This window comes from Micromonospora sp. NPDC005172, assembly GCF_040608555.1.
Classification (GTDB): Bacteria; Actinomycetota; Actinomycetes; order Mycobacteriales; family Micromonosporaceae; genus Micromonospora.
Genome location: NZ_JBEXIL010000018.1, coordinates 104,420 through 130,275, shown reverse-complemented (window position 1 = coordinate 130,275; position 25,856 = coordinate 104,420). Strand labels below are relative to the sequence as shown.

The following is a 25,856-nucleotide window of genomic DNA, read 5'->3' as shown; positions in this document are numbered from 1 at the left end:
ATTTCGTGTTTCTGTTTTTCATTTGTGTGCTATTCCTTTGTGTTATTTATTTAAGTTATTGCTCCGACACGCCGAGGTCGGAGGCAATAACTTCATGATCGGCCGGCGTGGGGACGGCGATCGACCGGCGTGGGGACGGCGATCGACCGGCGTGGGGACGGCGATCGACCGGCGTGGGGACGGCGATCGACCGGCGTGAGGACGGCGATCGGCCGGCGTGGGGACGGCGCGTGGGAGCCTGTGCGAGTGTCGACGACAGGAGGCGGGTCTGATGCGGGTGGTCATCTTCGGTGCGACCGGCATGGTCGGTCAGGGCGTGCTGCGCGAGTGTCTGCTCGCCGAGGACGTGCGGGAGGTGCTCACCGTCGGCCGCCGGCCGACCGGTCAACAGGACCCGAAACTGCGGGAGCTGACCGTCCCCGACGTGGGTGACCTGGAGGCGGTACGGGCGGAGCTGACCGGCGTGGACGCCTGCTTCTACTGCCTGGGCGTCTCGTCGTTGGGTCTGGACGAGGCGGCGTACACCCGGATCAGCTACGACTTCCCGATGGCTGCCGCGCGACTGTTCGCAGAGGTGAGCCCGCAGGTGACGTTCGTCTACGTCTCCGGCGTCGGCACCGACTCGACCGGGCAGGGCCGGGTGATGTGGGCGCGGGTCAAGGGTCGCACCGAGAACGCGGTCATGGACCTGCTGCCCAACGGGTACGCGGCGCGGCCGGGGTTCATCCAGCCGACGTACGGGGCGGTGTCGCGGACGCGGGCGTACCGGATCGGGTACGCGGTGACCCGTCCGCTGTTCCCGGTGTTGCGGCGGCTGCTGCCGAACCAGGTGACGACGACGGACGGGATCGGCCGGGCGATGCTGCGGGTGGCCCGGGAGGGTTCGCCGACCCGGGTGTTGGGCAACCGCGAGCTGCGCTGATCAGACGACCGCGTCGAGCGCCTGGGCGAGGTCGGCGCGCAGGTCCTCGGGGTCTTCGAGGCCGACGGAGAGGCGCAGCAGCGCCCCGTCCGGCTTCGCGTCGCCTTCGACGGGTCGGTGGGTCAGCGAGGCGGGGTGCTGGATGAGGGTGTCCACGCCGCCGAGGGACACCGCGTGGGTGATGAGTCGGCAGGAGGCGGCGACGGTGGCGGCGGCGGGCGCGCCGCCGCGTACCTCGAAGGCGAGCAGGCTGCCGGGTCCGGACATCTGCCGGCCGACGAGCGCCGCCGGGTCGTACACCGAGGGGTGGTGCACCCGGTGTACGGCGGGGTGGTCGGCGAGCCAGCCGGCGAGTTTCTCGGCGGTGGCCTGTTGGGCGCGGACCCGCAGCGGCAGGGTCTGCAGGCCGCGGTGCAGGAGGTAGCCGCCGAGGGGGTGCAGGATCGCGCCGGTGACGGCGCGGACCTGGCGGAGTCGGGCGGCCCAGGCATCGTCGCAGGCGACGACGCCGGCGAGGACGTCGCCGTGGCCGCCGATGCTCTTGGTGGCGCTGTGCAGGACGAGGGCGGCGCCGTGGCGGGCGGGTTGTTGCAGGACGGGCGTGGCGACGGTGTTGTCGACGAGCAGGGGTACGTCGCCGGCGGCGGTGGCGAGGGCGGCGATGTCGACGAGGTCGAGGGTGGGGTTGGCGGGCGTCTCGATGACGACGAGGGCGGTGTCGGGGCGGACGGCGGTGGCGACCTCGTCGGGGTGGGCCCAGGTGACTGTGGTGCCGAGCAGGCCGGTGGCGAGGACGTGGTCGGTGCCGCCGTAGAGGGGTCGGACGGCGACGATGTGGCGGTGTCCGTCGCGGGTGGCGGCGAGCAGGGTGGCGGTGAGGGCTGCCATGCCGCTGGCGAAGGCGACGGCCTGGTCGGTGCCTTCGAGGGCGGCGAGGGCGGTTTCGAAGCGGGCGACGGTGGGGTTCCAGAGCCGCTGGTAGACGGCGCTGGCACCGGCGGGGAGGGTGCCGCCGGTGGCGAGGTGTTCGTACGCGTTGCCACCGTCGTCGACCGAGGGCAGCGGGTTGGTGGTGGAGAGGTCGATCGGTGGTACGTGCACGCCGAGGGTGCGCAGGTCGTCGCGGCCGGCGTGTACGGCTCGGGTGTCCACCGTCGTCATGGCGGTAGCGTCGAACATCCGCAGCCGGGGAGGCAATGCTTTGGTAGATGATTCTGTCGGGGCACCTTCTTTCTGTCGTTGATTCGGTGGAGAATGCGGGGATGCCCCCTGAGTCGAATGTTGTACGGCCGGCGCTGGACGAGGTGGACCGCGCGATCCTCGCCGAGTTGGCGGCGGACGGCCGGTTGCCGAACAACGCGCTCGCCGAGCGGGTGGGGGTGGCGCCGTCGACGTGTCTGACGCGTACGCGGGCGTTGCGCGAGCGCGGGGCGATCCGGGGGTTCCACGCGGAGGTCGATCCGGCGGCGCTCGGTCTGCCGTTGCAGGCGCTGGTGTCGGTGCGGTTGACCGCGCACGAGCGGGCGGCGGTGGACGCGTTCCGGGCGCGGTCGGTGCGGCTGCCCGGGGTGGTGTCGGTGTTCCACGTGGCCGGTGCGGAGGACTACGTGCTGCACGTGCGGGCGGCGTCGGGTGACGCGCTGCGGGATTTCGTGCTGGACCACCTGGCGGTCGATCCGGTGGTGCAGCACACCCAGACCAGCCTGATCTTCGAGCAGGCGCGGGGTGTGGGCTGAGCGGCGGCCGGAATGAACGGGCAGGCCGCCGAGTTGGCACAACGTGTGATCACCGTACCGTTGTCTGTTCTTGATCTTGCTCCGGTCGCGAAGGGCGCCACCGCCGGTGACGCCCTTCGTGCCACCACCGAGTTGGCCCGGCGCACCGAGGAACTGGGCTACCGCCGGTTCTGGGTGGCCGAGCACCACAACATGCCGGCGATCGCCAGCTCCGCGCCGGCGGTCCTGCTGGCGCACCTGGCGGCCAACACGTCGACGATCCGGCTGGGTTCGGGCGGGGTGATGCTGCCGAACCACGCGCCGCTGGTGGTGGCCGAGCAGTTCGGCACCCTGGAGGCGCTGCACCCGGGCCGGATCGACCTGGGCATCGGCCGGGCCCCGGGCACCGACCAGGTGACCGCGCTGGCGTTGCGGCGCACCATGGAGGGCCTGTCCGCGGAGGGTTTCCCGCGTGAGCTGGCCGACCTGATGAACTATTTCAGCGGCGAGAAGCCGGGGCAGATCGTCGCCACCCCGGGTCGGGGCGAGCAGCCGGCCGTCTGGCTGCTCGGTTCCAGCGGCTTCAGCGCCCAACTGGCCGGCCTGCTGGGTCTGCCGTTCTCGTTCGCGCACCACTTCAGCTCGGCGAACACGCTGCCGGCGTTGGCGCTGTACCGGCAGAACTTCCGGCCGTCGCAGTGGCTGGACAAGCCGTACGCGATGGTGGCCGTCAACGCGGTCTGCGCCGACACGGACGAGCGGGCCGAGTGGCTGGCCGGGCCGAGCGCGCTGTCGTTCCTGAAGCTGCGTTCCGGTCGGCCGGAGCCGCTGTCGACGCCGGACGAGGCGGCCGCGTACCCGTACACCGAGATCGAGCGGGAGTTCGTGCTGCAACGGCGCGACGGTCAGGCGATGGGATCGCCGGAGACGGTGCTGCGGCAGCTCACCGAGTTGCAGGAGCGCACCGGCGCGGACGAGCTGATGCTCACCACGCTGGTGTACGACGTGGCCGACCGGGTGCGGTCGTACGAGTTGATCGCCGAGAAGGTGGCCGGGGGCCTGCGTCGGGACGCGTGAAACACGATCTTCACGTCAGCGTCACTCCCGCGACCCGGACGGTGCCTAATGTTGGTGCCGGTGGTGGTACGGCATTCCCGGTCGGGACGGGTCGGGAATGCCGCGGTGTGGAGCACCGGGCTGCAGCTGTGCGGATTCCGCGGCTGCGGCCCGGTGCCTGCCACCTTAGGCGAACTCGATCAGGACCGCCAGGGTCAGATCAGCGTAGGTAGATGTTCGGGGTGGGCGGACCGGCCATCTGATCGCCGATGAAGAACCCCGGATGTGGCGGCTGGTTGTACGCGGTGTTCTGCCACGCGATGGCCACCCGGTACTGCGGGTCGTGCATCAGCGTGTAGATCCGGGTGCTGGTCGGGGTGGGTGTGCTGTAGATGCGCAACGCCCGACTGTCGGTGGTCCGCCAGATCACCTCCTCGCGCCAGTCGCCCAGGATGTCGCCCGAGAGCGCGGGCGTGGACTTGGTGCCGTTGTTGGACGCCACCCCGTTGCCGTCGAGCAGCCGGGTCTCGCCTCCGGTGCCGTACTTGTCGATCTTCGTGGCGTCCAGCAGTTCCCGGACCGGATCACCGTCCCACCAGGCGAGGAAGTTCGTCGACGACGGCTTGCGGCCGATGTTCTGCCCACGGGTGTTGGCCAGTCCGGAGACCGCCGCCGACCAGGACTCCGCGCCGGGGCTGCCGGCCCAGATGTCCGCGGAGACGCCCCGGCCGTTGTCGCCGGAGGCCGGCGTGGACCACAGGATCTGACCGGTACGGGCGTCCGCGAACCACGAGCTGGGCTTGCTGGCGTCCTCGTCGACCTTGAACACCTCCAGGCCGGCGCGGCCCGGGTCGAGATCCCCGACGTGCATCGCGTCGCCGTGCCCGTTGCCCGTCGAGTAGAGCAGCCGACCGTTGTCGTCGATGGTGGCGGCGCCGTAGACGATCTCCTGGCGGCCGTCACCGTCAACGTCGGCCACGGAGAGCTGGTGGTTGCCCTGCCCGGCGGCAGCGCCGTTGCCGGACGAGTTCGAGTCGAACGTCCAGCGCTTGGTCAGGGATCCGTTGCGGAAGTCCCAGGCGGCCACCACCGCGCGGGTGTAGTAGCCCCGCGCCATGATCAGGGACGGGCGCTGGCCGTCCAGGTACGCGGTGCCGGCGAGGAAACGGTCGACCCGGTTGCCGTACGAGTCACCCCAGGACGACACGGTGCCGCGCGGCGGGTCGTAGGTGACGGTGGATGCGATCGCGCCGGTCTGGCCGTTGAACATGGTCAGGTACTCCGGGCCGGACAGCACGTAGCCGCTGGAGTTGCGGTAGTCCGCCGACGACGAGCCGATGAGCTGACCGGTGCCGGAGCGGGTGCCGTCGGCGGTCTTCATGGCCACCTCGGCGCGGCCGTCGCCGTCGTAGTCGTACACCTGGAACTGGGTGTAGTGCGCGCCGGCCCGGATGTTGCGGCCGAGGTCGATGCGCCACAACCGGGTGCCGGTGAGCGTGTACGCGTCGACGTAGACGTTGCCGGTGTAGCCGGACTGCGAGTTGTCCTTGGCGTTCGACGGGTCCCACTTGAGCACGATCTCGTAGGTGCCGTCGCCGTTGAGGTCGCCGACCGAGGCGTCGTTGGCGCTGTAGGTGTAGCTCTCCCCGCTGGGGGTGGTGCCGCCCGCCGGCACCTGCAGGGGCACGTCCAGGTAGCCGTTGGCGAACTGCAGGGCGGGCGCGGACGCCGCCTGCTCGGCGCCGCCCACCACGGCCCGCACGGTGTACGCCGACCCGGCCGCCGCACCGCTGTCGAGGTAGGTGGTGGCGCCGGTGATCGGGTTGGCGTTGACCCTGGTCGAGCCGCGGTACAGGTTGAACGACACGCCGGAGGTCTCGGTGCCGAGCAGTCGCCAGGAGACCAGGTTGCCGCTGCCGGAACGAACGCTGATCAGCCCACGGTCGAGGTTCTCCATCTGTTTCGCCCCGGCCGGAGGGTCGGTGGGCGGCGGCGTCGTCGGCGGAGGCGTGGTCGGCGGAGGCGTGGTGGGCGGTGGGGTGGTCGGCGGTGGGGTGGTCGGGGCCGGCGTGGTCGGGCCGCCCGTGGGAGGCGCTCCGGTGCAGGTGACCCCGTTGAGCGCGAAGCTGGCCGGCGCGGGGTTGCTGCTCGTCCACGAGGCGTTGAACCCGAACGAGGCGGTGCCGTTGGTGGCGAGAGCGCCGTTGTAGTCGACGTTGCGCGCGCTCACCTGGGCGCCGGACTGGCTGACGATGGCGTTCCACGCCTGGGAGACCTGCTGGCCGGCGGTGTACGACCAGGTCAGGGTCCAGCCGTTGACCTCCTCGCCGAGGTTGGTGATGGTGACGTTGGCGCCGAAACCGCCCTGCCACTGGTTGGTGACCTGGTAGTCGACACGACAGCCGACAGCGGCGGCCGAGGCGACGACCGTACCGACGGTGCCGGCGACGACGGCTGCCGCTGTCGAGGCGGCGAGCAGACTCAGCCGTTGTCTTGACGGGTGCATGAACTGCCTCCGGGGATCCGGTGATGACCGCTCTGGTCCACCTGCCCTGCCCGGGGTGGCACGGTGGACGGTCCGCCGCGGCGGCGGCGAACGGCGATCTGGTCGGGGATGAACGCCCTGGAACTCGGATTCGGCTCAGCCGCATCGTAGGGCAAGCGCTTTCCACTCCGCAATATCGACGATCGTCACGCCGTGCGGCTCTTGACCCTCCCCCACGCCGCCTGATCGACTCGCCGGGTGAGCGCACCACACATGGACCCGGACGAGTTCCGCCGCGCCGGCCACGCCGTCGTCGACTGGATCGCCGACTACTGGACGACGCTGCACCAGCGACCGGTCACCTCCGCCGACCCGCCGGGCACGGTGGCCGGGACCCTGCCGAGCGCGCCACCGAGCACCGGCGGCGAGCCGGTCGAGGCGGTGCTCGCCGACCTGGACGCCATCGTCCTACCGGGGCTGACGCACTGGCAGCACCCCGGGTTCTTTGGCTACTTCCCCGCGAACACCTCGGGTCCGAGCCTGCTCGGCGACATGGTCAGCTCCGGCCTCGGGGTGCAGGGCATGATGTGGGCCACGAGCCCAGCGTGCACCGAACTCGAGACGGTCATGATGGACTGGCTGGCCGACCTGCTCGCCCTGCCGGCGCGCTTCTCCTCGACCGGCGCCGGCGGCGGTGTCATCCAGGACTCGGCCTCCTCGGCGACCCTGGTGGCCACCCTCACCGCGCTGCACCGCGCCAGCGCGGGCCGCTGGCGCGCCGCCGGCATCGACAGGCGCTACCGGGCGTACACGTCGGTGCACGGGCACTCCTCCATCGAGAAGGCCGCGCGGATCGCCGGACTGGGCGCGGACGGGGTCCGGACGCTCGACGTGGACCCGGACACCCAGGCGCTGCGCCCGGACGCGCTGCGCGCCGCGATCGAGGCGGATCTGGCCGCCGGCGACGTACCCGCCATCGTGGTCGCGACAATCGGCACCACCTCCACCACCGCCGTCGATCCGGTAGCGGAGATCGGGGCGATCTGCGCCGAGTACGGCATCTGGCTGCACGTCGACGCCGCGTACGCGGGCGCCGCCGCCGTCTGCCCCGAGCTGCGCTGGTCGCACGCCGGTCTGGAGTACGCGGACTCGTACTGTTTCGACCCGCACAAGTGGCTGCTCACCGGCTTCGACTGCGACGCGTTCTGGGTCGCCGACCGCCGTGAGCTGATCGAGGCACTGACGGTGCTCCCGGAGTACATGCGCAACGCCGCCTCCGAATCGGGAGCGGTGCTCGACTACCGGGACTGGCAGGTGCCGCTGGGCCGCCGTTTCCGGGCGCTGAAACTGTGGTTCGTGCTGCGCTGGTACGGCGTCGAGGGCCTGCGGGCGCACATCCGCTCCGGCGTGGCCCTGGCCGCCCGGTTCGCCGACCACCTCCGCGCCGACGACCGGTTCGAGCTTGCCGCGGCGCACCCCTTCTCGCTGGTCTGCTTCCGGCTCCGCGCCGACGACGACACGAACGCCGAACTGCTGGCCCAGGTCAACGGCACCGGCCGCGTCCACCTGACCCACACCCGCGTCGCCGGCCGCTACACGCTGCGGCTGGCCGTCGGTTCACCGCAGAGCACCGAGGCGCACGTCGACGAGGCGTGGGCGCTCCTCGCCGAGGCGGCGGAGAAACTGCTGACGCGCTGACGGCCCGGGCGTTACCGCCGTCAAACTCCCGCCGTGACGGCGGCAGAGGAGCCGGGTCCCGGCTGCCCGTCGGCAGGGCTGATGACCGGCGGCAGCGCCGCACCTCGCCCTGGCGGGGGCGAGGACTCTAATGAGTGTGATGCCTGTGAGTCATCTTGATGACTCACAGGCATCACACTCACGGGGGAAGCACCCCGCCGCGAACACCGACGGGTGGCGGGGAGACTCGCCCCGGACAGCCGTCGCACGAGCAGCGCAGGTTGCTGGTCGGCGGTCAACGCGAAGGTGAGCTGTTCAGCAGAGGCCGCCGCGCGGGTCAGCGCACTCCCGGCGTTCCCGCCACGCTGAGATCGGCCGGTGCGCTGCCGTCGGCAGCGCCGGGGATGACAGAGGCCGACTCAGAAGACGCCGGCAATCCAGCGGCGGGTGCCGTGGCCGTCACGGTGGCAGCGGCGGTGGCGGTGGCAGCGGTGGCGCGGGCTTGGCGGGTACGACGCAGGGCCCGCACGGCGAAGACCAGCGCGGTCAGCCAACCGGCGGCCAGCAGGGCGTACAGGATGGGGCGGAGCGGGCCGTCCAGCTCGGCGGACCGGATCAGGGTGCGGGCGTTGGTCAGCACGATCACGCCACCGACCGCCGCGCCGAGCAGTTGGGCGGGCACGATGCGCACCAGCCAGGCGGCCAGCGGGGCGGCGATGAGCCCGCCGATCAGCAGGGCGACGACGGTGGGAAGCAGGAACCCCTCCGTGCCCAGCCCGATCAGGAAACCGATGCTGGCGGCACCCGCCACGACGAACTCGGCGGTGTCGACCGAGCCGATCACCTTGCGGGGCTCCATCCGGCCGGAGACCAACAACGCCGGAGTGGCGACCGGGCCCCACCCGCCGCCGCCGGTGGCGTCGACGAAGCCGGCGACCAGGCCCAGGGGCCCGAGGAAGCGTCCGCGCAGCCGTCCGCCGACCCGACCGGTCCGCAGCGGTCGGGCGAAGCGCACCAGCAGGTACGTGCCCAGGGTGAAGAGGATGGCGGCCATCCAGGGCGCGGCTGACTCGGTGGAGATCGAGCTGAGCAGCGTGGCCCCGGCGAACGCGCCGACCGCGCCGGGCAGGGCGATGCGGGTCACGACCCGCCAGTCGACGTTGCCGAACCGCCAGTGCGCGACGCCGGCCGCGAGCGTGGTGCCGATCTCGGCCAGGTGCACCGACGCCGAGGCGGACGCGGGAGCGACCCCGACGACCAGCAGCAACGTGGACGAGGTCAACCCGTACGCCATACCGAGCGAACCATCGATCAACTGGGCGACGAGCCCGACCAGAGCGAGGACCAACAGCTTGCGCATGAGCGCCCCCTGACTTTTCGGTATCTCCTATCGACTTGGTCGACAATGCGGCACGGGGCAGCCCGGGTCAAGCCCCCGACCGGGGGATGGGACGTCGGCTCGGCCGCGCTCACGAGGGGCGGGCGTGGTGCCCGCTGCCCACTCAGATCCAGGCGCGCGGGTCGGCGGCCAGCTCGGTGACGCGGGCGGGCAGCGTGCCCGCTGCCACATCGGCGACGCTGACCAGTTCGAGGATCTCGCGCTCGCTGGCGCGCAGCGCGATCCAGACCTCCTGGAGGGCACGGGCCGGGCCGTGGTAGCCGAGCTGTTCGGGGCGTTGCCCCCGGACGTGCGCGAGCGGCCCGTCGATCACCCGGATCACCTCGGCGAGGGAGATCTCCTCGGCCGGACGGGCCAACCAGTAACCGCCCTCCGGACCACGCTGGGCGTGCACGATGCCACCCCGGCGCAGTTGCAACAGGATGCTCTCCAGGAACTTGGGCGGGATCTCCTGCGCGCGGGCGATCTGGTCGGCGGTGACCGGCCGGCCCCGCCCGGGGCCGCTGGCCGTCGCGGCGAGCTCGGCGGCCGCGCGGAGGGCGTAGTCGACCCGGGCGGAGAGACGCATGCCGGCAAGGTTAGCCCGCAGGTCATCCGCCGGGACCGGCGGCCCTCGGCCGATCGGTCACGCACCGACGAATAGCCAATAGCGCCGGAGCGAATGATCCACTACCCGGTGGGGCTCGAAACGCCGATTCCGAGCGTCCTTATGCTGGGCGGGCACCATGCCTGCCCGACCGGTTTCTGGGGCTCGGGCCAGACATCGATAAAACCCGGGGGGAAGGCAACACGATGGCCGATGTCGCCACACGCACCTGGGATGGCATGACCATCCCGATCGCCGGCACCTACCGCCTCGATCAGGCGCACAAGCGGATCGGTTTCCTGTCCCGGCACATGATGGTGAGCCCCGTACGCGGCGAGTTCGCCGAGGCGACCGCGGAGATCACGGTGGCGGAGGATCCGCTGCGCTCCGGGGTGACGGCCACCATCGCGTCGGCGAGCATCTCCACCGGAAGCGCCGACCGGGACACCCACCTGAAGAGCGCGGACTTCCTCGATGTGGAGCGTTACACCACTCTCGAATATCGAAGCACGGGCATCAAATGGCAGAGCAACGAAGACCCGATTTTCTACTGGGCACGCCTGCGTAACCACCGGCTTGGCGGACGAGGCAGAAGTCACAATCCCCCGCCGCAGTCCGAGTCCAATCGATTTGTGCTCACCGGAGAGTTGACGGTGAAGGGAATCACCCGCGCGGTGGACCTTCAGGTGAATTTTGGCGGCGCCCGTCAGGATCCGTACGGACAGAACATCTTCGGATTCAGCGCGACCGCCGAGATCAACCGGGAGGACTACGGCCTGCTCTGGAACGTCGCGTTGGAGAGCGGCGGCGTCCTGGTCGGCAAGACCGTACAGATCGAGATCGCCGGCGAGGCCATCCACCAGGCGTGACCGGTCGGGTCAGGCGCCGACGCGGCGCAGCAGACCCTCCTGTACGGCGCTGGCGATCTGCCGGCCGTCCGTGGTGAACATCCGGCCGGTCGCCAGCCCGCGCGCGCCGGACGCGGACGGGCTCCAGCAGTCGTAGAGGAACCACTCGTCGGCGCGGAACGGCCGGTGGAACCACAGCGCGTGGTCCAGGCTCGCGCCGACCACGCCACCCGGCCCCCACACCTCGCCGTGCACGGAGAGCACCGAGTCCAGCAGGGTGAGGTCGGAGGCGTAGGTGAGGGCGCACGCGTGCAGCAGTGGGTCGTCGGGCAACTTGCCGTCGATGCGCATCCAGACCCGCTGGTGCGGGTCGGCCGGCCGGTCACCGGGACGGACCCAACCGGGCTCCCCCACGTAGCGCACGTCGATCGGGCGGGGGATCTGCCCCCACATACCCAGGCGCTCCGGGTAACGGGAGAGCCGGTCGGACATGGTCGGCACGTCCTGCGGCGGGGGTACGTCCAGCGGGGCGGGAGCCTGGTGGTCCAACCCCTCCTCGGCCCGCTGGAACGACGCCGACATGAAGAAGATCGGCTTGTCGTGCTGGAGGGCTACCGCGCGGCGCACCGAGAACGACCGGCCGTCGCGGATGTTCTCCACCTGGTACTCGATGGGCTCGACGGGGTCGCCGGGGCGGACGAAGTAGCCGTGCAGCGAGTGCACGAACCGCTCCGGGTCCACCGTGCGGCCGGCGGCGACCAGGGCCTGACCGGCAACCTGGCCGCCGTACACCCGTTGTGGGCCGACCGGGGGGCTCATCCCCCGGAAGGCCATCTCCCCGGTCGGGTCGAGGTCCAGCACCTCCAGCAGCTGGTCGACAGCTGCCTGGCCGACCGCGACCCGACCGTCGCTCACTGCAGCGCCCGCGCCGACGCGGCGTCGACCAGCGAACCGAGCTGGTGTACGCGCAGCGTGTTGGTCGAGCCGGGGGTGCCGGGCGGGCTGCCCGCCACGATCACCACGTAGTCGCCGGGGTTGGCCCGGTCGAGGCCGAGCAGCGCCTGGTCGACCTGGCGGAACATGTCGTCGGTGTGCTGCACGAACGGCATGAGGAAGGTCTCGACGCCCCAGGTGAGGGCGAGCTGGTCGCGCACCTCGGGGACCGGGGTGAAGGCCAGCAGCGGCAGGTCGCAGTGCAGGCGGGACAGCCGCCGCACGGTGTCGCCGGTCTGCGAGAACGCGACGAGCGCCTTGGCGTTGATGGCCCGGGCGATGGACGAGGCGGCGACGGTGAGCGCGCCACCGTGCGTACGCGGGTCGTGCTGCAACCGCGGCACGCCGATCGAACCCGCCTCGGTGGTCGTCACGATCTTGGCCATGGTGCTGACGGTGAGCACCGGGTACTTACCGACGCTCGTCTCGCCGGACAGCATGACCGCGTCCGCGCCGTCGAGCACCGCGTTGGCGACGTCGGACGCCTCCGCCCGGGTGGGGCGAGAGTTCTCGATCATGGAGTCGAGCATCTGGGTGGCCACGATGACCGGCTTGGCGTTCTCCCGGCACAGCTGCACGGCGCGCTTCTGCACCAGCGGGACCTCGTCCAGCGGCATCTCGACACCGAGGTCACCGCGGGCGACCATCACGCCGTCGAAGGCCAGCACGATGGCCTCGAGGTGCTCCACGGCCTCCGGCTTCTCGACCTTGGCCAGCACCGGCCGGAACACGCCCTCCTCGGCCATGATGCTGTGCACGAGCTTGATGTCCTCGGCCGAACGGACGAAGGACAGCGCCACGAGGTCGACGCCGAGCCCCAGGGAGAAGCGCAGGTCCTCGGCGTCCTTGTCCGACATCGCGGGCACGCTGACCGCCACGTTGGGCAGCGAGACGCCCTTGTTGTTGGAGACCGGGCCGCCCTCGGTGACCAGGCAACGGATGTCGTTGCCGGTGACGTCGGTGACCTCCACGGCGACACGGCCGTCGTCGATCAGCAGCCGGTCACCGGGCTTCACCTCGTGCGGCAGCCTGGTGTAGGTGCAGGAGACCCGCTCCTTGGTGCCGAGGATGTCGTCGCCGGTGATCACGACCGAGTCACCGGTGCGCCACTCGTGCGGCCCGTCGGCGAACTTGCCGAGCCGGATCTTGGGGCCCTGAAGGTCCGCGAGGACCGCCACCGGCTTGCCGGCGGCCTCGGACGCCTCCCGGACCAGCCGGTAGACGGCCTCGTGGTCCTCGTGGCTGCCGTGGCTGAAGTTGAGCCTCGCCACGTTCATGCCGGCCTCGACGAGGCCCCGGATGCGCTCCGGCGACGAGGTGGCGGGACCAAGAGTGCAGACGATCTTCGCGCGGCGTGTCACGCCCATCAGGCTAGTCTCTCCTTCGGGTCGGACTCGGGGCCGACCCCTTGCAGGCAGTGGAACAGGTGTCCAACGACGCGTGGCACGCGTCGGGCCGGCGGGCGCAAGCGCACCGGAACGTTGTGGCGACGGGCAACGGCGACCGCGCGCCGGGAATCGTACGCCTCCGCGCTGGGGCGGTGTCGGGGCGCTCCCGGCGGCGGCCTCCGGCGGCCCTCGAAGGCAGCCCGGCCGGGCCCGGGCACGCCCGGTTCGCGCGACCGTAGCACCGACGCGTGCCGCGCCACCGTCACCAGTACGACACCCTCGACGGGCCGACGGTCAGCCGCTGGTCTTGACCAGCGGGAACTCCAGCGAACCAGCCGGGCAGAGGAAGGTCAACACGTCCACCCGGTAGAGGCCGGCCTGCACCGCCGGGTCGGCCTCCAGCACGCTGCGTACGTCCTCGACGCTGCCGGTGCGGGCCAGCCCGAATCCGATCGGCGGCTCCGGCGTACGGGCCGGGCCGTCCACCGAGCCGGCGACCAGGATGATGCCCCGGCGCTGCAACGCCTGCATGTGCTCGGCGTGCTCGGCCTGCAACCGCTGCACGGTCTCCGGGGGCAGGGCCCGTCCGGCCGCGCCGGGATAGATCACGATGCACTCGTACGTGTCGAGCGCGAAGTCGACCTGCGGCACCTGCCCCATGGTCCTCCCTCCGCCGTCACGCCGGCACGCACCGGGCCGGCCGCCCGGGCCGGCGTCACCGGCACGCGCCCAGCGTCGCACGCCGACGAGGGCGGCACCGGTCGCTCCGCGCAACTGCCCCGGCCCGTCCCCGGGGTGCGCGGAGATGCGGACACGGCACGTCGACCTGTGCCGGTGTGGTCACCGGCTACGGTGGACGGTCCAGGTGTCGGTGGCGGGAGGTCGGGATGCGCGACGACGAGCCGGTGTCGAGCCCGCTGCCGTACGCCGAGGTGACGGACGAGGCCTACGCGACGCGGGCCGCGGCGGATTTCCGTCCCGAGGCGTTCGAGTTCGCGGTGGTGCTCAGCGGGCGCTGCCCCCGGTGCGGCCACACGAGCACCACCACCCTCGTGGACGAGGTGTACCGCAAGGACGCCGCGATCTCCGACAGCGGTTACCGGACGCTGCTGTGCGAGTGCGAGGCCGAGCACCCGGGGTGTCCCGCCGGGCTGCGGGGCTGCGGGGCGTACTGGACGCTGCGGCTGGAGGTCGAGGCGTGATCCGTCTTCGTCCCGGCCCGCCCGCGACGGTGGCCGACCTGCGCCGTGCGCAGCAGTTGGCCGGCCTGCTGCGCGGCGAGTTGGAGCGCGTACGAGCGGCGGCGGTGGCCTGGCGCAACGGCCTCGGTGGCCTGTTGGTGGCGCTGGTCGGGTTCAGCCTGATCCGGGGCCGTTCCGACGTGAGCACGCTCGCGCCGGGTTGGGGCGCGCTGGTCGGGGTGCTGCTGCTCGCCGCGCTGGTCGCGGGTGTGGCGGGAGCGCTCGCGCTGCTGCGCGCCGCGCACGGCCGGCTGACGGTCACCCCGGTGGCGGCTCTCCCGCCGGCCCCTCTCGGTGATCATCTGGAGGCCGTGGCGGCGGTCCGGTCCCTGCGCACGGGTGTGGGCCTGGTACTGCTGTGCACCACGCTGCTGGTCGCGGCGGTCGGTGTGACCTGGTACGCCCCCGCCTCTCCGGCCGCCCGCTCCCCCGCCGTCAGCCTGCCGGTCGACGCGACCTGAGCGGCCCGGCTGCGCTCCGAGCCGCCGCGCAGGGCGCGGCGACCGATCCGCTCGCCACCGTCCGGGAGGTCAGGGGCCGAGGTGGGCGTAGCCGGCCCAGGTGTCCGGATGGTCGGGCAGGGCGGCGCGGAGGCGACGGACCGCCGCGTGCAGGGCCACGGCGGCGCGATCCGGGTCGATCCCTCCGGGCACCGCCAATCCGTCGTACAGGTCGGTGCAGAGCCGCACCGTCAACGTGTCCGAGATGGACCACAGTGCGCCGATGACGTGCCGGAAGCCGGCCAGTTGGAACGCCGTGCCGAGCGTGAGCGCCTCGTCGGGCAGGGCTGCTCCGCCGCGTACCGTCTCGCAGGCGGAGAGGACTGCCAACGCCGCCGGGCGGCCAGCCGGGCGCCACAGGTCCCGCACACTCAGCGCGCCGCCCGCCAGCCCGAGGCGTCCCCGGGCCGGGGCGCGCAGGTCCTGCGTACCGTGACAGGACAGGTGCGCGACGGGCTGCTCGGGCAGGGCGGCGAGCACCGCCGCCGGGCTGGCCACCGGGCCGAGCAGGGAACGCACCCGGGGGACGTGCCGCCGGACGATCTCCTCCTCCCGCGCGACGCCGGGCAGATCGGCCAGGCCGGGCGTCTGCGGCATGCCGACGAACAGCGCCGCGTCGACCGGCCCGGGCAGGTCCGTGCCGCCCCGCCGTGCGTGCGTCAGCGCCCGCAGCGAGGCCGTGTACGACGGGACGACCCGGTCGAGCACCCCCTCGCCACGATCGAGCGGACCGGCCGCGTGCAGCGGCAGCAGGGTGAGCACGCCGGTGGGACACCACCACAGCCGAGGACCGCCACCGACCGCCCCGGGCGACGAGCCGGCCGCGGGCGTGGCGTCGGCGGGCAGGGCCGCCTCGAGTACGGGTGCGGCGACGACGCGCCACAGCCAGTCCAGGGTCTGGGCGACCCCGGCGCGGGCCACCGCGTGCCGACGGCGCACCTGCGGCTGCGGTACGTCCGCCGGCGGCGGCTCGGTGAGCTCCGCGATCGCGGTCAGGAAGCTCACCGTCCGGACGACCAACTCGGCCAGGGTCAGCTCCGGCAGCGGCACCACGGTGACCTGACCGTCGGCGACGACAAGCGCGTCGCAGCGCCGCGAGGCGACGTTCACCAGCACCACCGGGCCGGCGGCAGCGGCTCGGGCCAGCTCGACGAAGGGCGGCGGACGGAGGAAGTCGGCGAAGCCGGGGCGGTCGCGGATCTCGCTCAGCAGGTGACGGCGGCGGGTGGCGAGGTCGTACCGCTGCTCCGGCGTCGCTCCGACCCCGGTGCCCGACACGCCCTCGCCAGTCAACCCGGCCGTCGACACCACCTGAGCAGCCGACACCGGACCCGGCGGCGCTGGCATTCCCGCCCGCGGCGCCGGGAAGTCGTCGAGGGCGGCCTGGAGGTCGGCGAGGCGGGCGGCCAGGCGGGGGGCCTGCGCGCGGATCGCGGCCAGGTCGGCCCCCGCGTCGTGGGCGCGGGTGAGCAGCACGCCCCGGCCGTACTCGAGAAGTTCGACCGCGCGCTCCGGGCGGTCCAGGGCGATGGCGACCGCCGCGGCGTCGCTGGCCAGTCCGGGGAAACGCCCGAGCAGGCGGGTCTGGTCGTCGGGGTCCATACCGTGCCAGGCCACCAGGTCGATCAGCTCGATGGCGGTGGTGTACCCGTCGAGCGCGGCCGACAGGTCACCGGCCTGGGCGGCGTGCGACGCGTACCGGCTGGCGGCCGACGCCCGCAGCAGCGACGGCGCGGACTCGACCTGGGCGGCGGCGTGCAGCGCGGCGGTCGCCTCGGCCAACGCGGCCGAACCGCCCGCGCCGGAACCACCCGCTCCGGAGGAACCCGCGCTGGTGGCTTCCGTCGCCACGGCGTCGGAATCGGAGGCGGCCGCGGCGACCGCTTCGAGGGCGGTGGCCAGGTTGCTCAGGCACATGGTGCGGGCCGGATGCTCGGGGGTCAGTTCGTCGACCGCCCCCCGGTAGGCGGCCAGCATGGCGGTGGCGTCGGCGTCGGCGTGGCCGGCCTGGTGACGCAGCAGGAGGGCGTTGCCGAGGTTCGTGAGGATCCGGTGCCGGTCCGCGTCGGCCAGTGGCCGCCGGCTCAGTAGATCGAGCAGCCGCACCGCCTCGTCCAGCGCCGCCGGGTCACCGTGCAGGCGGTGCCGCAGCAGGTGGGCCAGCGCGTGGGTGCCGACCGTCTGGGCGTACTCGGTGGGGTCGGCCTCGTGTTCGGCCAGCTCGGCGGCCTCGCGCAGCGCGACCACGGCGGCCTCGGAGTCCCCGGCGACGCCGGCCGCGACCTCGTCGGCGGACCCGTCACCGGCGGGCAGCGCGCCGTCGACGAAGAGTTCGACCCGGCGGTTCAGGGCGGAGCCGTAGTTTGTCAGCGCCGGCAGGCGGTCCGGGTGACCGGGCGGCGTCGTGTCGATCACCTGCGCCAACACCTGGATCGCCTCGGTCAGGGTCGCCAGGTCCTGGGTGGAGCCGAACAGCGCGTGCAGCACCAGACCGAGGTTCGAGCGGTAGCGGGGCAGGGACGCGTCGTCCGGCGCGGCGGCAGCCACTGCCGATCGCAACGCGACCGCGGCCGACTCCAGCAGCGCCGGCTCCCCGGCCACGTCGGCGAGTTCGCGCAGGGTGTTGCCGAGGTTGTTGAGGATGTGCGGACGCAGCGGATCGGTACGGGGCAGCAGCCGTTCCGCCTCGGTCAACGCGTCACGGCCGGCGCGCAGCGCGTCCACCCCGTCGAGGTCGGCGTGGCCCAGGGCGAGCGCGCGGCCGAGGTCGGCGAGCCGGCGCGCCCGCTGCTCAGGGCCTCGCGCGGCGGCCACGCCGGCACGCAGCACCCGCACCGCCTCGGTGATGTCGTCGGCCCGCCGCCGCAGCTCGTACCGGCTCACCAGCAGACCGGCCGAGGCGTGCCGCAGCTCGCCGCCGTCCATCCCGTCGGGTGTCGTCCCGGACCCGGCGGCCGCCCGGTACGCGTCGATCGCCGCGTCGAGGTCGGCCGGGTCGGCGGCGGCCTGGTGCCGCTCGGCGAGCAGGGTGGCGAGGCCGACCTGGGCGGTGCCGGCGAGTTGCGGGTCGAGCCCACCGAATCCGGTCAACGCCGACCGGTACGCCTCGATGGCGGCGTCCCGTTCGGCGGGCAGGCGGTCGCGGAGGAACCGCTCGGCGAGGGCCGCGCCGTGCAGCGCGGCGACCCGGGGATCGGCGCTGTCCCGGGCCGCGGCGAAGGCGTCGACCGCCTCGTCGAGGTCGCCCGGCCGGCGGTGCAGCCGCCACCTGTCGCGCAGTCGTTGGCCGAGGTTCATCCGCGCCATCGTGCGCACCGGCGCGCCCGGGGCAGCGGTCCGCACCGCATCGCGCAGCGCTGTGATCGACTCGTCCAGCGCTGCGGGGTCGCGGTCCACCTCGTACGTGTCACCCAGGACGTTGCCGAGGTTGAACAGCCGTACGGGACGTTCCGGGTCGCCGACGCCGGTGGCCTCCAGGCTCTCCCGGTGCGCCTCGACGGCCGCCGCCAGGGCGCGCCGCCGGCCGAGATGCTGGAACTGGTCGCGGTGGACCCGCCCGAGGGCCGACAGGTAGTGCAGGCGCTCCGGCGCACCCGCCGGCGTGCCGGCCAACGCCTGCCGCAGCAGCGCCTCGGCCTGGTCGGCCGTTCGGTAGTCACGGCTGTTCTCGGCCGCGGCCATCAGCAGGACGGCCTCGACGTACCGGGCGTTCGACGCGTCGTCGCGGGCGGCGGTGGCCGCGCGGGCGGGCCGCGGCGATCCCCCGGGGGCATGCTGGGCGCGCAGTAACGCCAGCAGCGGCGGGGGCACCCGTTCCGGCGCGAAGCGCAGCAGGAACTCGGTGAGCCGCAGCGCCTGGTCGAGGTCGTCGGCGGCCTCGCCCGCCGGCAGCAGCCGGTAGCGGTACCAGTGCAGGCCGGCCAGGAGGGACACGCCCTCGGCGACCCGCTCGGGCAGCGGCCGGTCCGTGGGCGTCTCGGTCACCAGGTCGACGACGGCCTCGGCATCGCGGATCGCGCCGGAGTCGAGGACCGCCCGAGGGTCGCCGGTGGCGGCGAAGCGGTCCAGTCGGTCCCGTAGCCGACCCACCGGGTCAGGTCTGAACCGTCGCCACATCGCGCCTCCCCCGGCCGGCCGCACGGACTCGGATCAGGCGTAGCAGACCGGACACGACGGGCGCTAGGGGTCATCGTTGTCGTGTCCCGACACACGATCGGGCGGGCGACGGCATGGCGGGCCGCTCCGGGGGAACGATCACGAGGTGGTCCGGTGGCGTCCCCGCCCCGCCACGGAGAAGACGAGGAAGGATGTGCGTATGGCGACCGACATCAGCAAGCAGCCCGCGAAGGCGTCCGGCACGTACCGGATCGGTGGCGAGGTCACCGTCAACCGGCTCGGGTACGGGGCGATGCAGCTCACCGGCCCGGGTGTGTGGGGCGATCCGAAGGACCCGGACGAGGCTCTGCGCGTGCTGCGCCGGGCGGTCGAGCTGGGCGTGACGTTCATCGACACCGCCGACTCGTACGGGCCGTTCGTGTCCGAGGTGCTGATCCGCGAGGCCCTGCACCCGTACGCCGAGGACCTGGTCATCGCGACCAAGGCCGGCTTGACCCGCTCGGGCCCGGGTGACTGGCGTGCGGTGGGCCGCCCGGAGTACCTGCGCCAGCAGTGCGAGCTGAGCCTGCGGCACCTGGGCCTGGACAGCATCCCGCTGTACCAGCTGCACCGGATCGACCCGCAGGTGCCGCTGGCGGACCAGTTGGGTGAGCTGGCGCTGCTGCGGCAGGAGGGCAAGATCCAGCACATCGGGCTGTCCGAGGTCAGCGTGGAGCAGATCGAGCAGTCGCGGGCGATCACCGAGATCGTCTCGGTGCAGAACGAGTACAACCTCGCCAACCGCAGCGCCGAGGACGTGCTGGACTACTGCGAGCGCAACGACCTGGCGTTCATCCCGTGGTTCCCGATCGCCACCGGTGAGCTGGCCCGGCCGGGCGGCCCGCTGGACGCGATCTCCAACGCGCACGGCGCGTCGCCCGCGCAGCTCGCCCTGGCGTGGCTGCTGCGCCGGTCGCCGGTGATGCTGCCGATCCCTGGCACGTCGTCGGTGGCGCACCTGGAGGAGAACGTCGGCGCCGCCGACGTACGGCTCACCGACGACGAGTTCGAGGCGCTGGCCAAGGCGAGCTGAGTCGCTGGTCCGGACGCCGCCGGTTCAGTCGGCGGCGTCCGGGCCGGGCTCGCGGGCGGCGCGCAACGCCTCGGTGGCCTGGGCCAGCAGGCGGGCCGAGTCGGTGCGCCCACTCACCTGCAACTCCACCTCGGTGTCCCCGGACTGGATCCGGATGCTGGCCTCGGTGCGCTGCTGGTCGACCCAGGACTGCAACAGGTTGAACAGCCCCGGCAGCAGCCCCTGGGCCAGCACCGCGATGATCACCGCGTCGCTGAAGCCGGGCCGTCCCCCGCCACCACCGGCGGCCCGGACCACCGGCCGGTACTCCGGACGGCGGTGGATCCAGGTCAGCAGGTCGACCGCCGCGGGCTGCCGCTGCCGGGGGTTGATCGTCAGCCGGATGGGCAGCCGCGCGGTGTCGCTGTCGGTCACGGTGGGTCTCCCGGTCAGTCGGAGGCGGGTTGGAAGGTGACGGCGTCCCCGTCGGCGGTGGCGAGACCCGAGACGGTCAGCGCGCTGTCGTCGCTGAACGGTGAGCTGGTGCCGAAGTAGGTGGTGGTGCCGCTGACCTGCACCCGGCCCTGACCTTCCAGTGGGGTGGACACCCGGGCGGTGCTCGGGCCGGCCAGCTCGACCGCGACCTTCGGGTACTCCAGGATCTTCCAGGTGACCTTCTGCGCGGACCCGCCGTAGTAGCGGAACGGGCAGCCCGGCGGGGCGGCGATCGTCTGCTTGGCGCACTCGTCCAGCCAGGCGCGTACCCGGGTCTGGACGGCCTCGACCGCCGTCGGCTTGAGCACCGGGGCCAGGTCCAGGATCGCCGAGCCCTCCCCCGGGCCGACCAGCAAAGTTTCGGTGGGCGTCTCGCTCAGCGCGCTGGACGGGCCGGTCGCGCTGTAGAGGCCGGGCAGCAGCACCAGCGGCGGGCCCTCGGTGGCGACCGGCAGCTCCACCCCGTTGAGGCGTACGCCCGGCTCGGCGATCGACGAGTTGAGCGGGATCGGCCCACCGGCCAACCGCCAACCGTGGAACAGACCGGCGGTGGTCTCCTCGGTGCGGTGCAGGGTGAGGGTGGCCGTCTGCGGCGCGTCGCCCAACCGGTACGCCACCGTCGCGGTGGCGGTGTCGTCCTCGCGTTCCACCGTCTTGACCTCGACGTCGGTGGGTGGCTGGTAGCCCTTGCCGCGCAGCAGTTGGGCGAGCAGCTTGTGGTCGGTGCCGTCGCCGGAGTCGGTGAGGTGGTCGAGCGCGGCCTCGCTGTCCCGGTCGGCGAGCGCGGAGAAGAATCCGTCGACCGTCGCCTGGGGACGGAAGAACGCCCACTGGATCACGCTCAGCCCGCTGGCGCCGAGGCAGGCGACCAGGGCGAGGACGCCGACCAGCAGCCAGGTGCGGCGGGAGCCGACCGGGCCGCTGTGGCCGAAGAGCCGCTCGGCGGTGACCGACGCGGCCAGGTCGGCGGGTACGCCGGCCTGGGCGGGCGCACCCGCCACCGACGCCCGCTCCAGCGCGTCGAGCCGCAGCTCGTGCGGCGGGTGGGTGGCGCAGACCGCCTCGTCCCAGCCGCTGCGCCCGCTCTCGAAGGAGAGCCGCCGTTCCAGGATGCGCCGCAGCCCGTCGACGTGCCCGGTCAGCACCGCGCCGAGGTCGGCCCGGTACTCGGCGGCCCGCACGTCACGGGCGTGCAGGGGTAGCACCACGTACCGCATGGTGAGCAGCACCGGCCAGAAGAACAGGAACACCACGAAGTTGGTGGCCGGATGCGGGAACGTCCGCATCAGCCAGGTCGGCAGGGCGTGGGCGAGGGTGAGCGGAAGGCCGACGCCGCGCACGAAGGCGCTGGTGATCTCGTCCCCGGTGCGCCAGTGCACCAGCTCGTGGCTGAGCAGCGCCGCGACCTCGTCGTCCGGCTCGGTGAGCACGGCGGTGGTGACCACCACGTGCCGGGCGTAGGTGCGGGCGTTGCTCAGGACCGGGTCGTCCTCCATGAGCAGCCGGGGCACACTGGGCAGGCCGAGGCGTCGCGCGCAGTCGTCCAGGATCGGGCGCAGTCGCGCGTTCTCGCGGCGGCTGGGCTGGCGCGCACCGGACACCACCAGCAGGCTCGGCTCGAGCAGCACCCGGTACAGCGTGTAGACGACGCCGATCAGCGCCGCCGCGACGACCGTGCCGATCAGGCCGGTGAGCAGCGCGAGAGGCTCGTCCACGACGGTCAGCCAGGGCAGCACCAGCACGGCGAGGAACCCGGCGAGGAACCCGACCACGAACCCGGCCACGCCGCCCAGCATCCCGCCGGAGCGGCTGAGGAACGCGTCCAGCAGCGAGCCGATCAGCGGCGCGTCGCGCAGCACCGTGGGGATCTGGTCGTCCGCGCCGGCGCCGCCGGCGAAGAGGCCGACGGCGGCGAAGCTGAGACCACCCCAGAACGCCAGGAGCAACGCGATCGGCAGGTAGAACCAGGTGGCGACGAACGCGCCGAGCACGCCCCGCCAGTCCCGCATGATCCCGGCGCGCAGCCAGACCAGGGCGCTCGGGTAACCCGGTGGCCGGTCGGCGAACCCGCCGGTGGGCGGCGGGGCGTCGGCGGCCGGGGGTTCGGCGGCCCGGACGTCGAGCTGCGGCACTGTCGGCGGTGTGCTCTCCGGCGGCACGCGGTGCGGCTCGGTCATGCCTGCTGCTCCCTCTCGACGATGGCATCCACTGTCGGGAGTGGACGGCCGCAGCAGGTTATCGAGGACACCTGATGCCTGCCACACCGTTTTGCGGGATCGTCACGCAACCGACACTCGCCGTCGCGGGCCTGGTGCGGCGGCCCCCACGGGACCACCGCACCGACGAGCCGTCAGACCGCGAGGCAGTTGGGTCGCACCGGGCCGTCGACAAGGGCGCCGCGCACGATGGTGTACGCCGTACCGTCGAGCACCAGGCCCAGGTGCCCCACCACCCGCAGCGGGCAGTACGCCTGGACGAGTACGTTCGTCGCGCCGTCGTTGACGATGGCGTTGCCGGTCGGGCGGACCAGCTCGTCCTGCACCGTCCGGATCGTGGTGTAGCGCACCGAACCGGGGGTGTCGTCGCCGGCGTTGAGGTCGGCGAGGAACGCCGAGCCGATGGTCATCTGTTGGCAGGCGACGATGCCCGCGCAGCTGCCGAGGCCGAGGAACGCCACGATGTTGGCGACGTAGGTGCCGTACTGGGGTGTGCCCAGGCTGACGTACCTGCCGACGGTGGCGGTGCCGCCGAGCCGCTTGAGGTAGTAACGGCTGACCAGACCGCCCTCGGAGTGGGCGACGAGGTCGACGCTCGTCGCGCCGGTACTGGCGCGCACCTGCTCGACGTACCCGGCGAACGCCCGAGCCGAGGCGGGGATGTCACCGAGGCCCAGGCCGGGAAGCTGGTAGATGTAGGTCCGGTAGCCGTCGGCGCGCAGCCGGGCGGCGATCGGCTCGTACGCGACGGCGACGCCGCTGAGCCCGCCGACCACGATGACCGGGTTGGCGGCGGCAGCGGTGGTGGTGGCCGAGGAGGGGGCCGGAGCGACGGGGGCGGGGGCGGCGGACGCGGTGCCGGCCGAAGCGAGCAGGGCGGCAGCGGCCAGGGACACGACGAGGACGGTCTTTCGGAGCAGCATGGCTGCACCTCCGGGGGGAGGAGGCGCCCGACGATCCGGGCAGGTGGGTGGGGGTGTCCGGTCGACCGTGCGACGATCATGCCTGCAACAATTCGGCAACGTCAATGGCTTGTTACGCGCCGGTAACCCGTTGTCCCGTCGACGGCGCAAACCGGCAAACCGGTCGCCCTCCACAGCGGACGCCCCGCACCACGCTCCCCCGCCCCGCGACGACCGGTGGCATGCTGTCGCCGTGGCTGCCGACGAACCCCCGAACGCCAGTTGCGGGTGATGCCGTGGTGGCTGGTGCTCGTCGGTCTGCTGCTCGCCGCCGCGTTGGGCTGGCTGGTTCTCGGCCTCCTGCTCACCGAGGCCGACCGGGCCATCCAGCCGGACATCCGGGCCACGCTACGCATCGACGCGATCCGCACCGGCCTGACCGTTGTCGCCGGCACCGGCGGAGGGCTGGCCCTGCTGCTGGCCGCCCGACGGCAGTGGATCGCCGAGCGGGCGCAGCGCCACCAGGAGGCCGTCGCCGCCCGCGACCAGGCGCACCGGGACCGGGTGCAGGCGCACGCCGAGTCGGTGGCCGACGCCGCGCAGCGCCACCAGGACCGACAGTCCACGGCGGCGGAACACGACGCGGCCGAACGGCGGCTGACCGAGCTCTACACCCGGGCGGTCGAGCTGCTGGGCAACGACAGCGCCGCCGTACGCCTCGGCGGACTGCACGCGCTGGAACGCCTCGGCCAGGACAATCCGTCGCAGCGGTCGACGATCGCGGCGGTGCTCTGCGCGTACCTGCGGATGTCGCCGCCGGACGACGAACCGCGCGAGACGGAGGTCCGGCGCACCGCGCAGCGGGTGCTGACCCGGCACCTGCGCGTCCAGGACGAGACGGGGCACTGGCCGGACGTCGTGCTGGACCTGACCGGCGCCGCGCTCGTCGACTTCGACGCCGCGGGCTGCACGCTCGTCGACGCGACCTTCACGGGGGCGACGTTCACCGGCACGACCACCTTCGCGGGCGCGACGACGAGGGGGCGGCTGCTGCTCGGTTCGGCGACCCTCGGCGACGTGGTGTTCGACGACCTCACGGCCGGCGGTGAGGTCGTGCTGGACGACATCCGCGTGCGCGGCCTCGCCAGCTTCGACGGGGTTGAGTTCACCGACGGCCTGTCCTGCCGACGGTCCCACTTCGTCGGGCCGACCTCATTCCGCCGCGCGACGTTCGGTCAGCCGACCAGCTTCGACGCGACCCGCTTCCAGGACGCCACCACCTTCCAGGAGGCGGTGTTCGACGGCGCCCTGTCGATGGAGCACACCGAGTTCGGCGGATCGGCCAGCTTCCACTCCGGCCGCTTCGCGCACATGGCGTTGTTCCGCTGGACGATCTTCGGCGCGGAGGCGCTCTTCGATCGCGCCCGCTTCACCGACGCCGCGAACTTCGGCCGGGCCCGTTTCCACCGCACGGCCAGCTTCCGCGACACGCAGTTCAGCCGACCGCCGCAGGTCGAGCAGGCTCGGGCGGCCGTCGATCCCGGTCACCGGTGGCCGGCGGGCACCGTCGTCAAACGGTTCGACGACGAGTGGCTGGTGCTGGTCGACGAGGGAATGTCGTCAGCGGGCGGCGGCCGCGGGGCGTAGCCCGTCGAGGGCGACACCGAGGACGCGGTCGCGTTGCTCGGGCGACGGGAACTGGGCCATGGTGAGCCCGCTGATCAGCCGCACCACGTCGTCGAAGCCGATGTCGTCGCGGACCACGCCGGCCGCCTGGGCGCGACGCATCAGGGGCTCACCGGCGGCGTAGATCTCCGTCCGGCAGGTCCCGAAGATCTCCGAGTCGTGCAGCAACTGCTCGGCGAGGGCCCGCTTGGTGGCGACGTACGCGACGAAGCGGTGCAGCCAGGCGACCAGGGCGTCCCACGGTGGCAGCTCGGAGAGGTCCTCGGCGGAGCGGCTCAGCGCCCGGACCTCCTCGACGTAGACGGCCTCGAAGAGGTGCCGCCGGGTCGGGAAGTTGCGGTAGAGGGTGCCGATGCCCACCCCGGCCCGACGGGCCACGTCCTCCAGGGAGGCGGCCGCGCCGTTCTCGGCGAACGCGTCGCGCGCCGCGGCGATCAGGGCGTCGTAGTTACGCCGCGCGTCGGCCCGCTTGGGCCGCTGCGCGAAGACCTCGGGCACCTGCCCCGCCGTGGTCATGACGTGTGTCACCTCGTCCTGGTTGCATCCGGAGGCAACCCTCCGCTAGCTTAGTGGAGGCACC

General features: G+C 72.8%; 22 protein-coding genes. 10 read left to right on the top strand and 12 right to left on the bottom strand.

The annotated features are described in order from the left end of the window. The coding region (locus tag ABZV06_RS15535) for a hypothetical protein (protein ID WP_355621852.1) at positions 1-199 on the top strand (199 nt) is incomplete at its 5' end. Between the two features lie 72 nt (positions 200-271). Then, positions 272-922 carry an epimerase gene (locus ABZV06_RS15530; RefSeq protein WP_355621849.1) on the top strand — a complete coding sequence of 217 codons (651 nt, stop codon included), beginning with the start codon at positions 272-274 and terminating at the stop codon, positions 920-922. Here ABZV06_RS15530 and ABZV06_RS15525 read toward each other — a convergent pair whose 3' ends face one another. Next, positions 923-2,101 carry an aminotransferase class I/II-fold pyridoxal phosphate-dependent enzyme gene (locus tag ABZV06_RS15525; RefSeq protein WP_355236894.1) on the bottom strand — a complete coding sequence of 393 codons (1,179 nt, stop codon included), beginning with the start codon at positions 2,099-2,101 and terminating at the stop codon, positions 923-925. Positions 2,102-2,184: 83 nt separating this feature from the next. Between ABZV06_RS15525 and ABZV06_RS15520 the strand changes: the two genes are divergently transcribed. Both ABZV06_RS15520 and ABZV06_RS15515 read left to right on the top strand, forming a co-directional pair. Continuing rightward, positions 2,185-2,658, top strand: a complete 474-nt coding sequence (locus tag ABZV06_RS15520; RefSeq protein WP_355621846.1) for an Lrp/AsnC family transcriptional regulator — start codon at positions 2,185-2,187, stop codon at positions 2,656-2,658. Positions 2,659-2,670: 12 nt separating this feature from the next. Next, on the top strand, positions 2,671-3,714 hold the full coding sequence (locus tag ABZV06_RS15515; protein WP_355236888.1) for an LLM class flavin-dependent oxidoreductase: 1,044 nt from the start codon (positions 2,671-2,673) through the stop codon (positions 3,712-3,714). 199 nt (positions 3,715-3,913) lie between these two features. Here ABZV06_RS15515 and ABZV06_RS15510 read toward each other — a convergent pair whose 3' ends face one another. After that, positions 3,914-6,199: a cellulose binding domain-containing protein gene (locus tag ABZV06_RS15510; RefSeq protein WP_355621843.1), complete on the bottom strand. Its 2,286-nt coding sequence runs from the start codon at positions 6,197-6,199 to the stop codon at positions 3,914-3,916. Positions 6,200-6,436: 237 nt separating this feature from the next. Between ABZV06_RS15510 and ABZV06_RS15505 the strand changes: the two genes are divergently transcribed. Beyond that, positions 6,437-7,876 carry a pyridoxal-dependent decarboxylase gene (locus ABZV06_RS15505; RefSeq protein ID WP_355621840.1) on the top strand — a complete coding sequence of 480 codons (1,440 nt, stop codon included), beginning with the start codon at positions 6,437-6,439 and terminating at the stop codon, positions 7,874-7,876. Positions 7,877-8,192: 316 nt separating this feature from the next. On the opposite strand, the gene ABZV06_RS15500 is transcribed toward ABZV06_RS15505, so the two are convergent. Both ABZV06_RS15500 and ABZV06_RS15495 read right to left on the bottom strand, forming a co-directional pair. Continuing rightward, entirely contained in the window at positions 8,193-9,215 is a 1,023-nt protein-coding gene (locus ABZV06_RS15500; RefSeq protein WP_355621837.1) for a sulfite exporter TauE/SafE family protein, read from the bottom strand. Between the two features lie 142 nt (positions 9,216-9,357). Beyond that, positions 9,358-9,822 (bottom strand): Rrf2 family transcriptional regulator, encoded by a 465-nt coding sequence (locus ABZV06_RS15495; RefSeq protein WP_007462839.1) that lies wholly within the window; start codon positions 9,820-9,822, stop codon positions 9,358-9,360. A 224-nt stretch (positions 9,823-10,046) separates the two neighbouring features. Here ABZV06_RS15495 and ABZV06_RS15490 point away from each other — a divergent pair, with 224 nt between their 5' ends. Beyond that, positions 10,047-10,709, top strand: a complete 663-nt coding sequence (locus tag ABZV06_RS15490; RefSeq protein WP_355621834.1) for a YceI family protein — start codon at positions 10,047-10,049, stop codon at positions 10,707-10,709. Positions 10,710-10,718: 9 nt separating this feature from the next. Here the strand turns inward: ABZV06_RS15490 and ABZV06_RS15485 are convergent, their stop codons facing one another. The 3 genes from ABZV06_RS15485 to ABZV06_RS15475 form a co-directional block, all read right to left on the bottom strand. Next, positions 10,719-11,603, bottom strand: coding sequence for an acyl-CoA thioesterase II (locus ABZV06_RS15485; RefSeq protein WP_355236872.1), 885 nt, complete (start codon positions 11,601-11,603; stop codon positions 10,719-10,721). Further along, entirely contained in the window at positions 11,600-13,048 is a 1,449-nt protein-coding gene (pyk, locus tag ABZV06_RS15480; protein WP_355236869.1) for a pyruvate kinase, read from the bottom strand. Before pyk ends, ABZV06_RS15485 begins: the two co-directional genes overlap by 4 nt. Positions 13,049-13,363: 315 nt before the next feature. Next, complete coding sequence (locus tag ABZV06_RS15475) at positions 13,364-13,729, bottom strand: YciI family protein (RefSeq protein WP_355236867.1); 366 nt, start codon at positions 13,727-13,729, stop codon at positions 13,364-13,366. 227 nt (positions 13,730-13,956) lie between these two features. On the opposite strand from ABZV06_RS15475, the gene ABZV06_RS15470 reads away from it, so the two are divergent. Both ABZV06_RS15470 and ABZV06_RS15465 read left to right on the top strand, forming a co-directional pair. Further along, positions 13,957-14,271, top strand: a complete 315-nt coding sequence (locus tag ABZV06_RS15470; protein ID WP_355236864.1) for a hypothetical protein — start codon at positions 13,957-13,959, stop codon at positions 14,269-14,271. Continuing rightward, a complete protein-coding gene (locus ABZV06_RS15465; protein WP_355236862.1) occupies positions 14,268-14,771 on the top strand; it encodes a hypothetical protein in 504 nt (167 codons plus the stop codon). Before ABZV06_RS15470 ends, ABZV06_RS15465 begins: the two co-directional genes overlap by 4 nt. A 69-nt stretch (positions 14,772-14,840) precedes the next feature. On the opposite strand, the gene ABZV06_RS15460 is transcribed toward ABZV06_RS15465, so the two are convergent. After that, complete coding sequence (locus ABZV06_RS15460) at positions 14,841-18,926, bottom strand: CHAT domain-containing protein (RefSeq protein WP_355621831.1); 4,086 nt, start codon at positions 18,924-18,926, stop codon at positions 14,841-14,843. Between the two features lie 199 nt (positions 18,927-19,125). Between ABZV06_RS15460 and ABZV06_RS15455 the strand changes: the two genes are divergently transcribed. Beyond that, positions 19,126-19,998: an aldo/keto reductase gene (locus ABZV06_RS15455; protein WP_355621828.1), complete on the top strand. Its 873-nt coding sequence runs from the start codon at positions 19,126-19,128 to the stop codon at positions 19,996-19,998. A gap of 24 nt (positions 19,999-20,022) precedes the next feature. On the opposite strand, the gene ABZV06_RS15450 is transcribed toward ABZV06_RS15455, so the two are convergent. The 3 genes from ABZV06_RS15450 to ABZV06_RS15440 all read right to left on the bottom strand — a co-directional run bounded on the left by ABZV06_RS15450 (position 20,023) and on the right by ABZV06_RS15440 (position 23,611). Further along, positions 20,023-20,412: a hypothetical protein gene (locus ABZV06_RS15450; protein ID WP_355236853.1), complete on the bottom strand. Its 390-nt coding sequence runs from the start codon at positions 20,410-20,412 to the stop codon at positions 20,023-20,025. Between the two features lie 14 nt (positions 20,413-20,426). Beyond that, on the bottom strand, positions 20,427-22,649 hold the full coding sequence (locus ABZV06_RS15445) for a M48 family metalloprotease (protein WP_355621825.1): 2,223 nt from the start codon (positions 22,647-22,649) through the stop codon (positions 20,427-20,429). A gap of 173 nt (positions 22,650-22,822) precedes the next feature. Further along, the gene (locus ABZV06_RS15440) at positions 22,823-23,611 is read right to left on the bottom strand and encodes an alpha/beta fold hydrolase (protein WP_355621822.1); all 789 of its coding nucleotides are present in this window, start codon (positions 23,609-23,611) and stop codon (positions 22,823-22,825) included. A 270-nt stretch (positions 23,612-23,881) separates the two neighbouring features. On the opposite strand from ABZV06_RS15440, the gene ABZV06_RS15435 reads away from it, so the two are divergent. Beyond that, a complete protein-coding gene (locus ABZV06_RS15435) occupies positions 23,882-25,237 on the top strand; it encodes a pentapeptide repeat-containing protein (RefSeq protein ID WP_355621819.1) in 1,356 nt (451 codons plus the stop codon). Here the strand turns inward: ABZV06_RS15435 and ABZV06_RS15430 are convergent. Further along, a complete protein-coding gene (locus ABZV06_RS15430) occupies positions 25,211-25,792 on the bottom strand; it encodes a helix-turn-helix domain-containing protein (RefSeq protein WP_355236841.1) in 582 nt (193 codons plus the stop codon). The two genes, ABZV06_RS15435 and ABZV06_RS15430, sit on opposite strands and share 27 nt — an antisense overlap. Positions 25,793-25,856 lie beyond the last annotated feature (64 nt).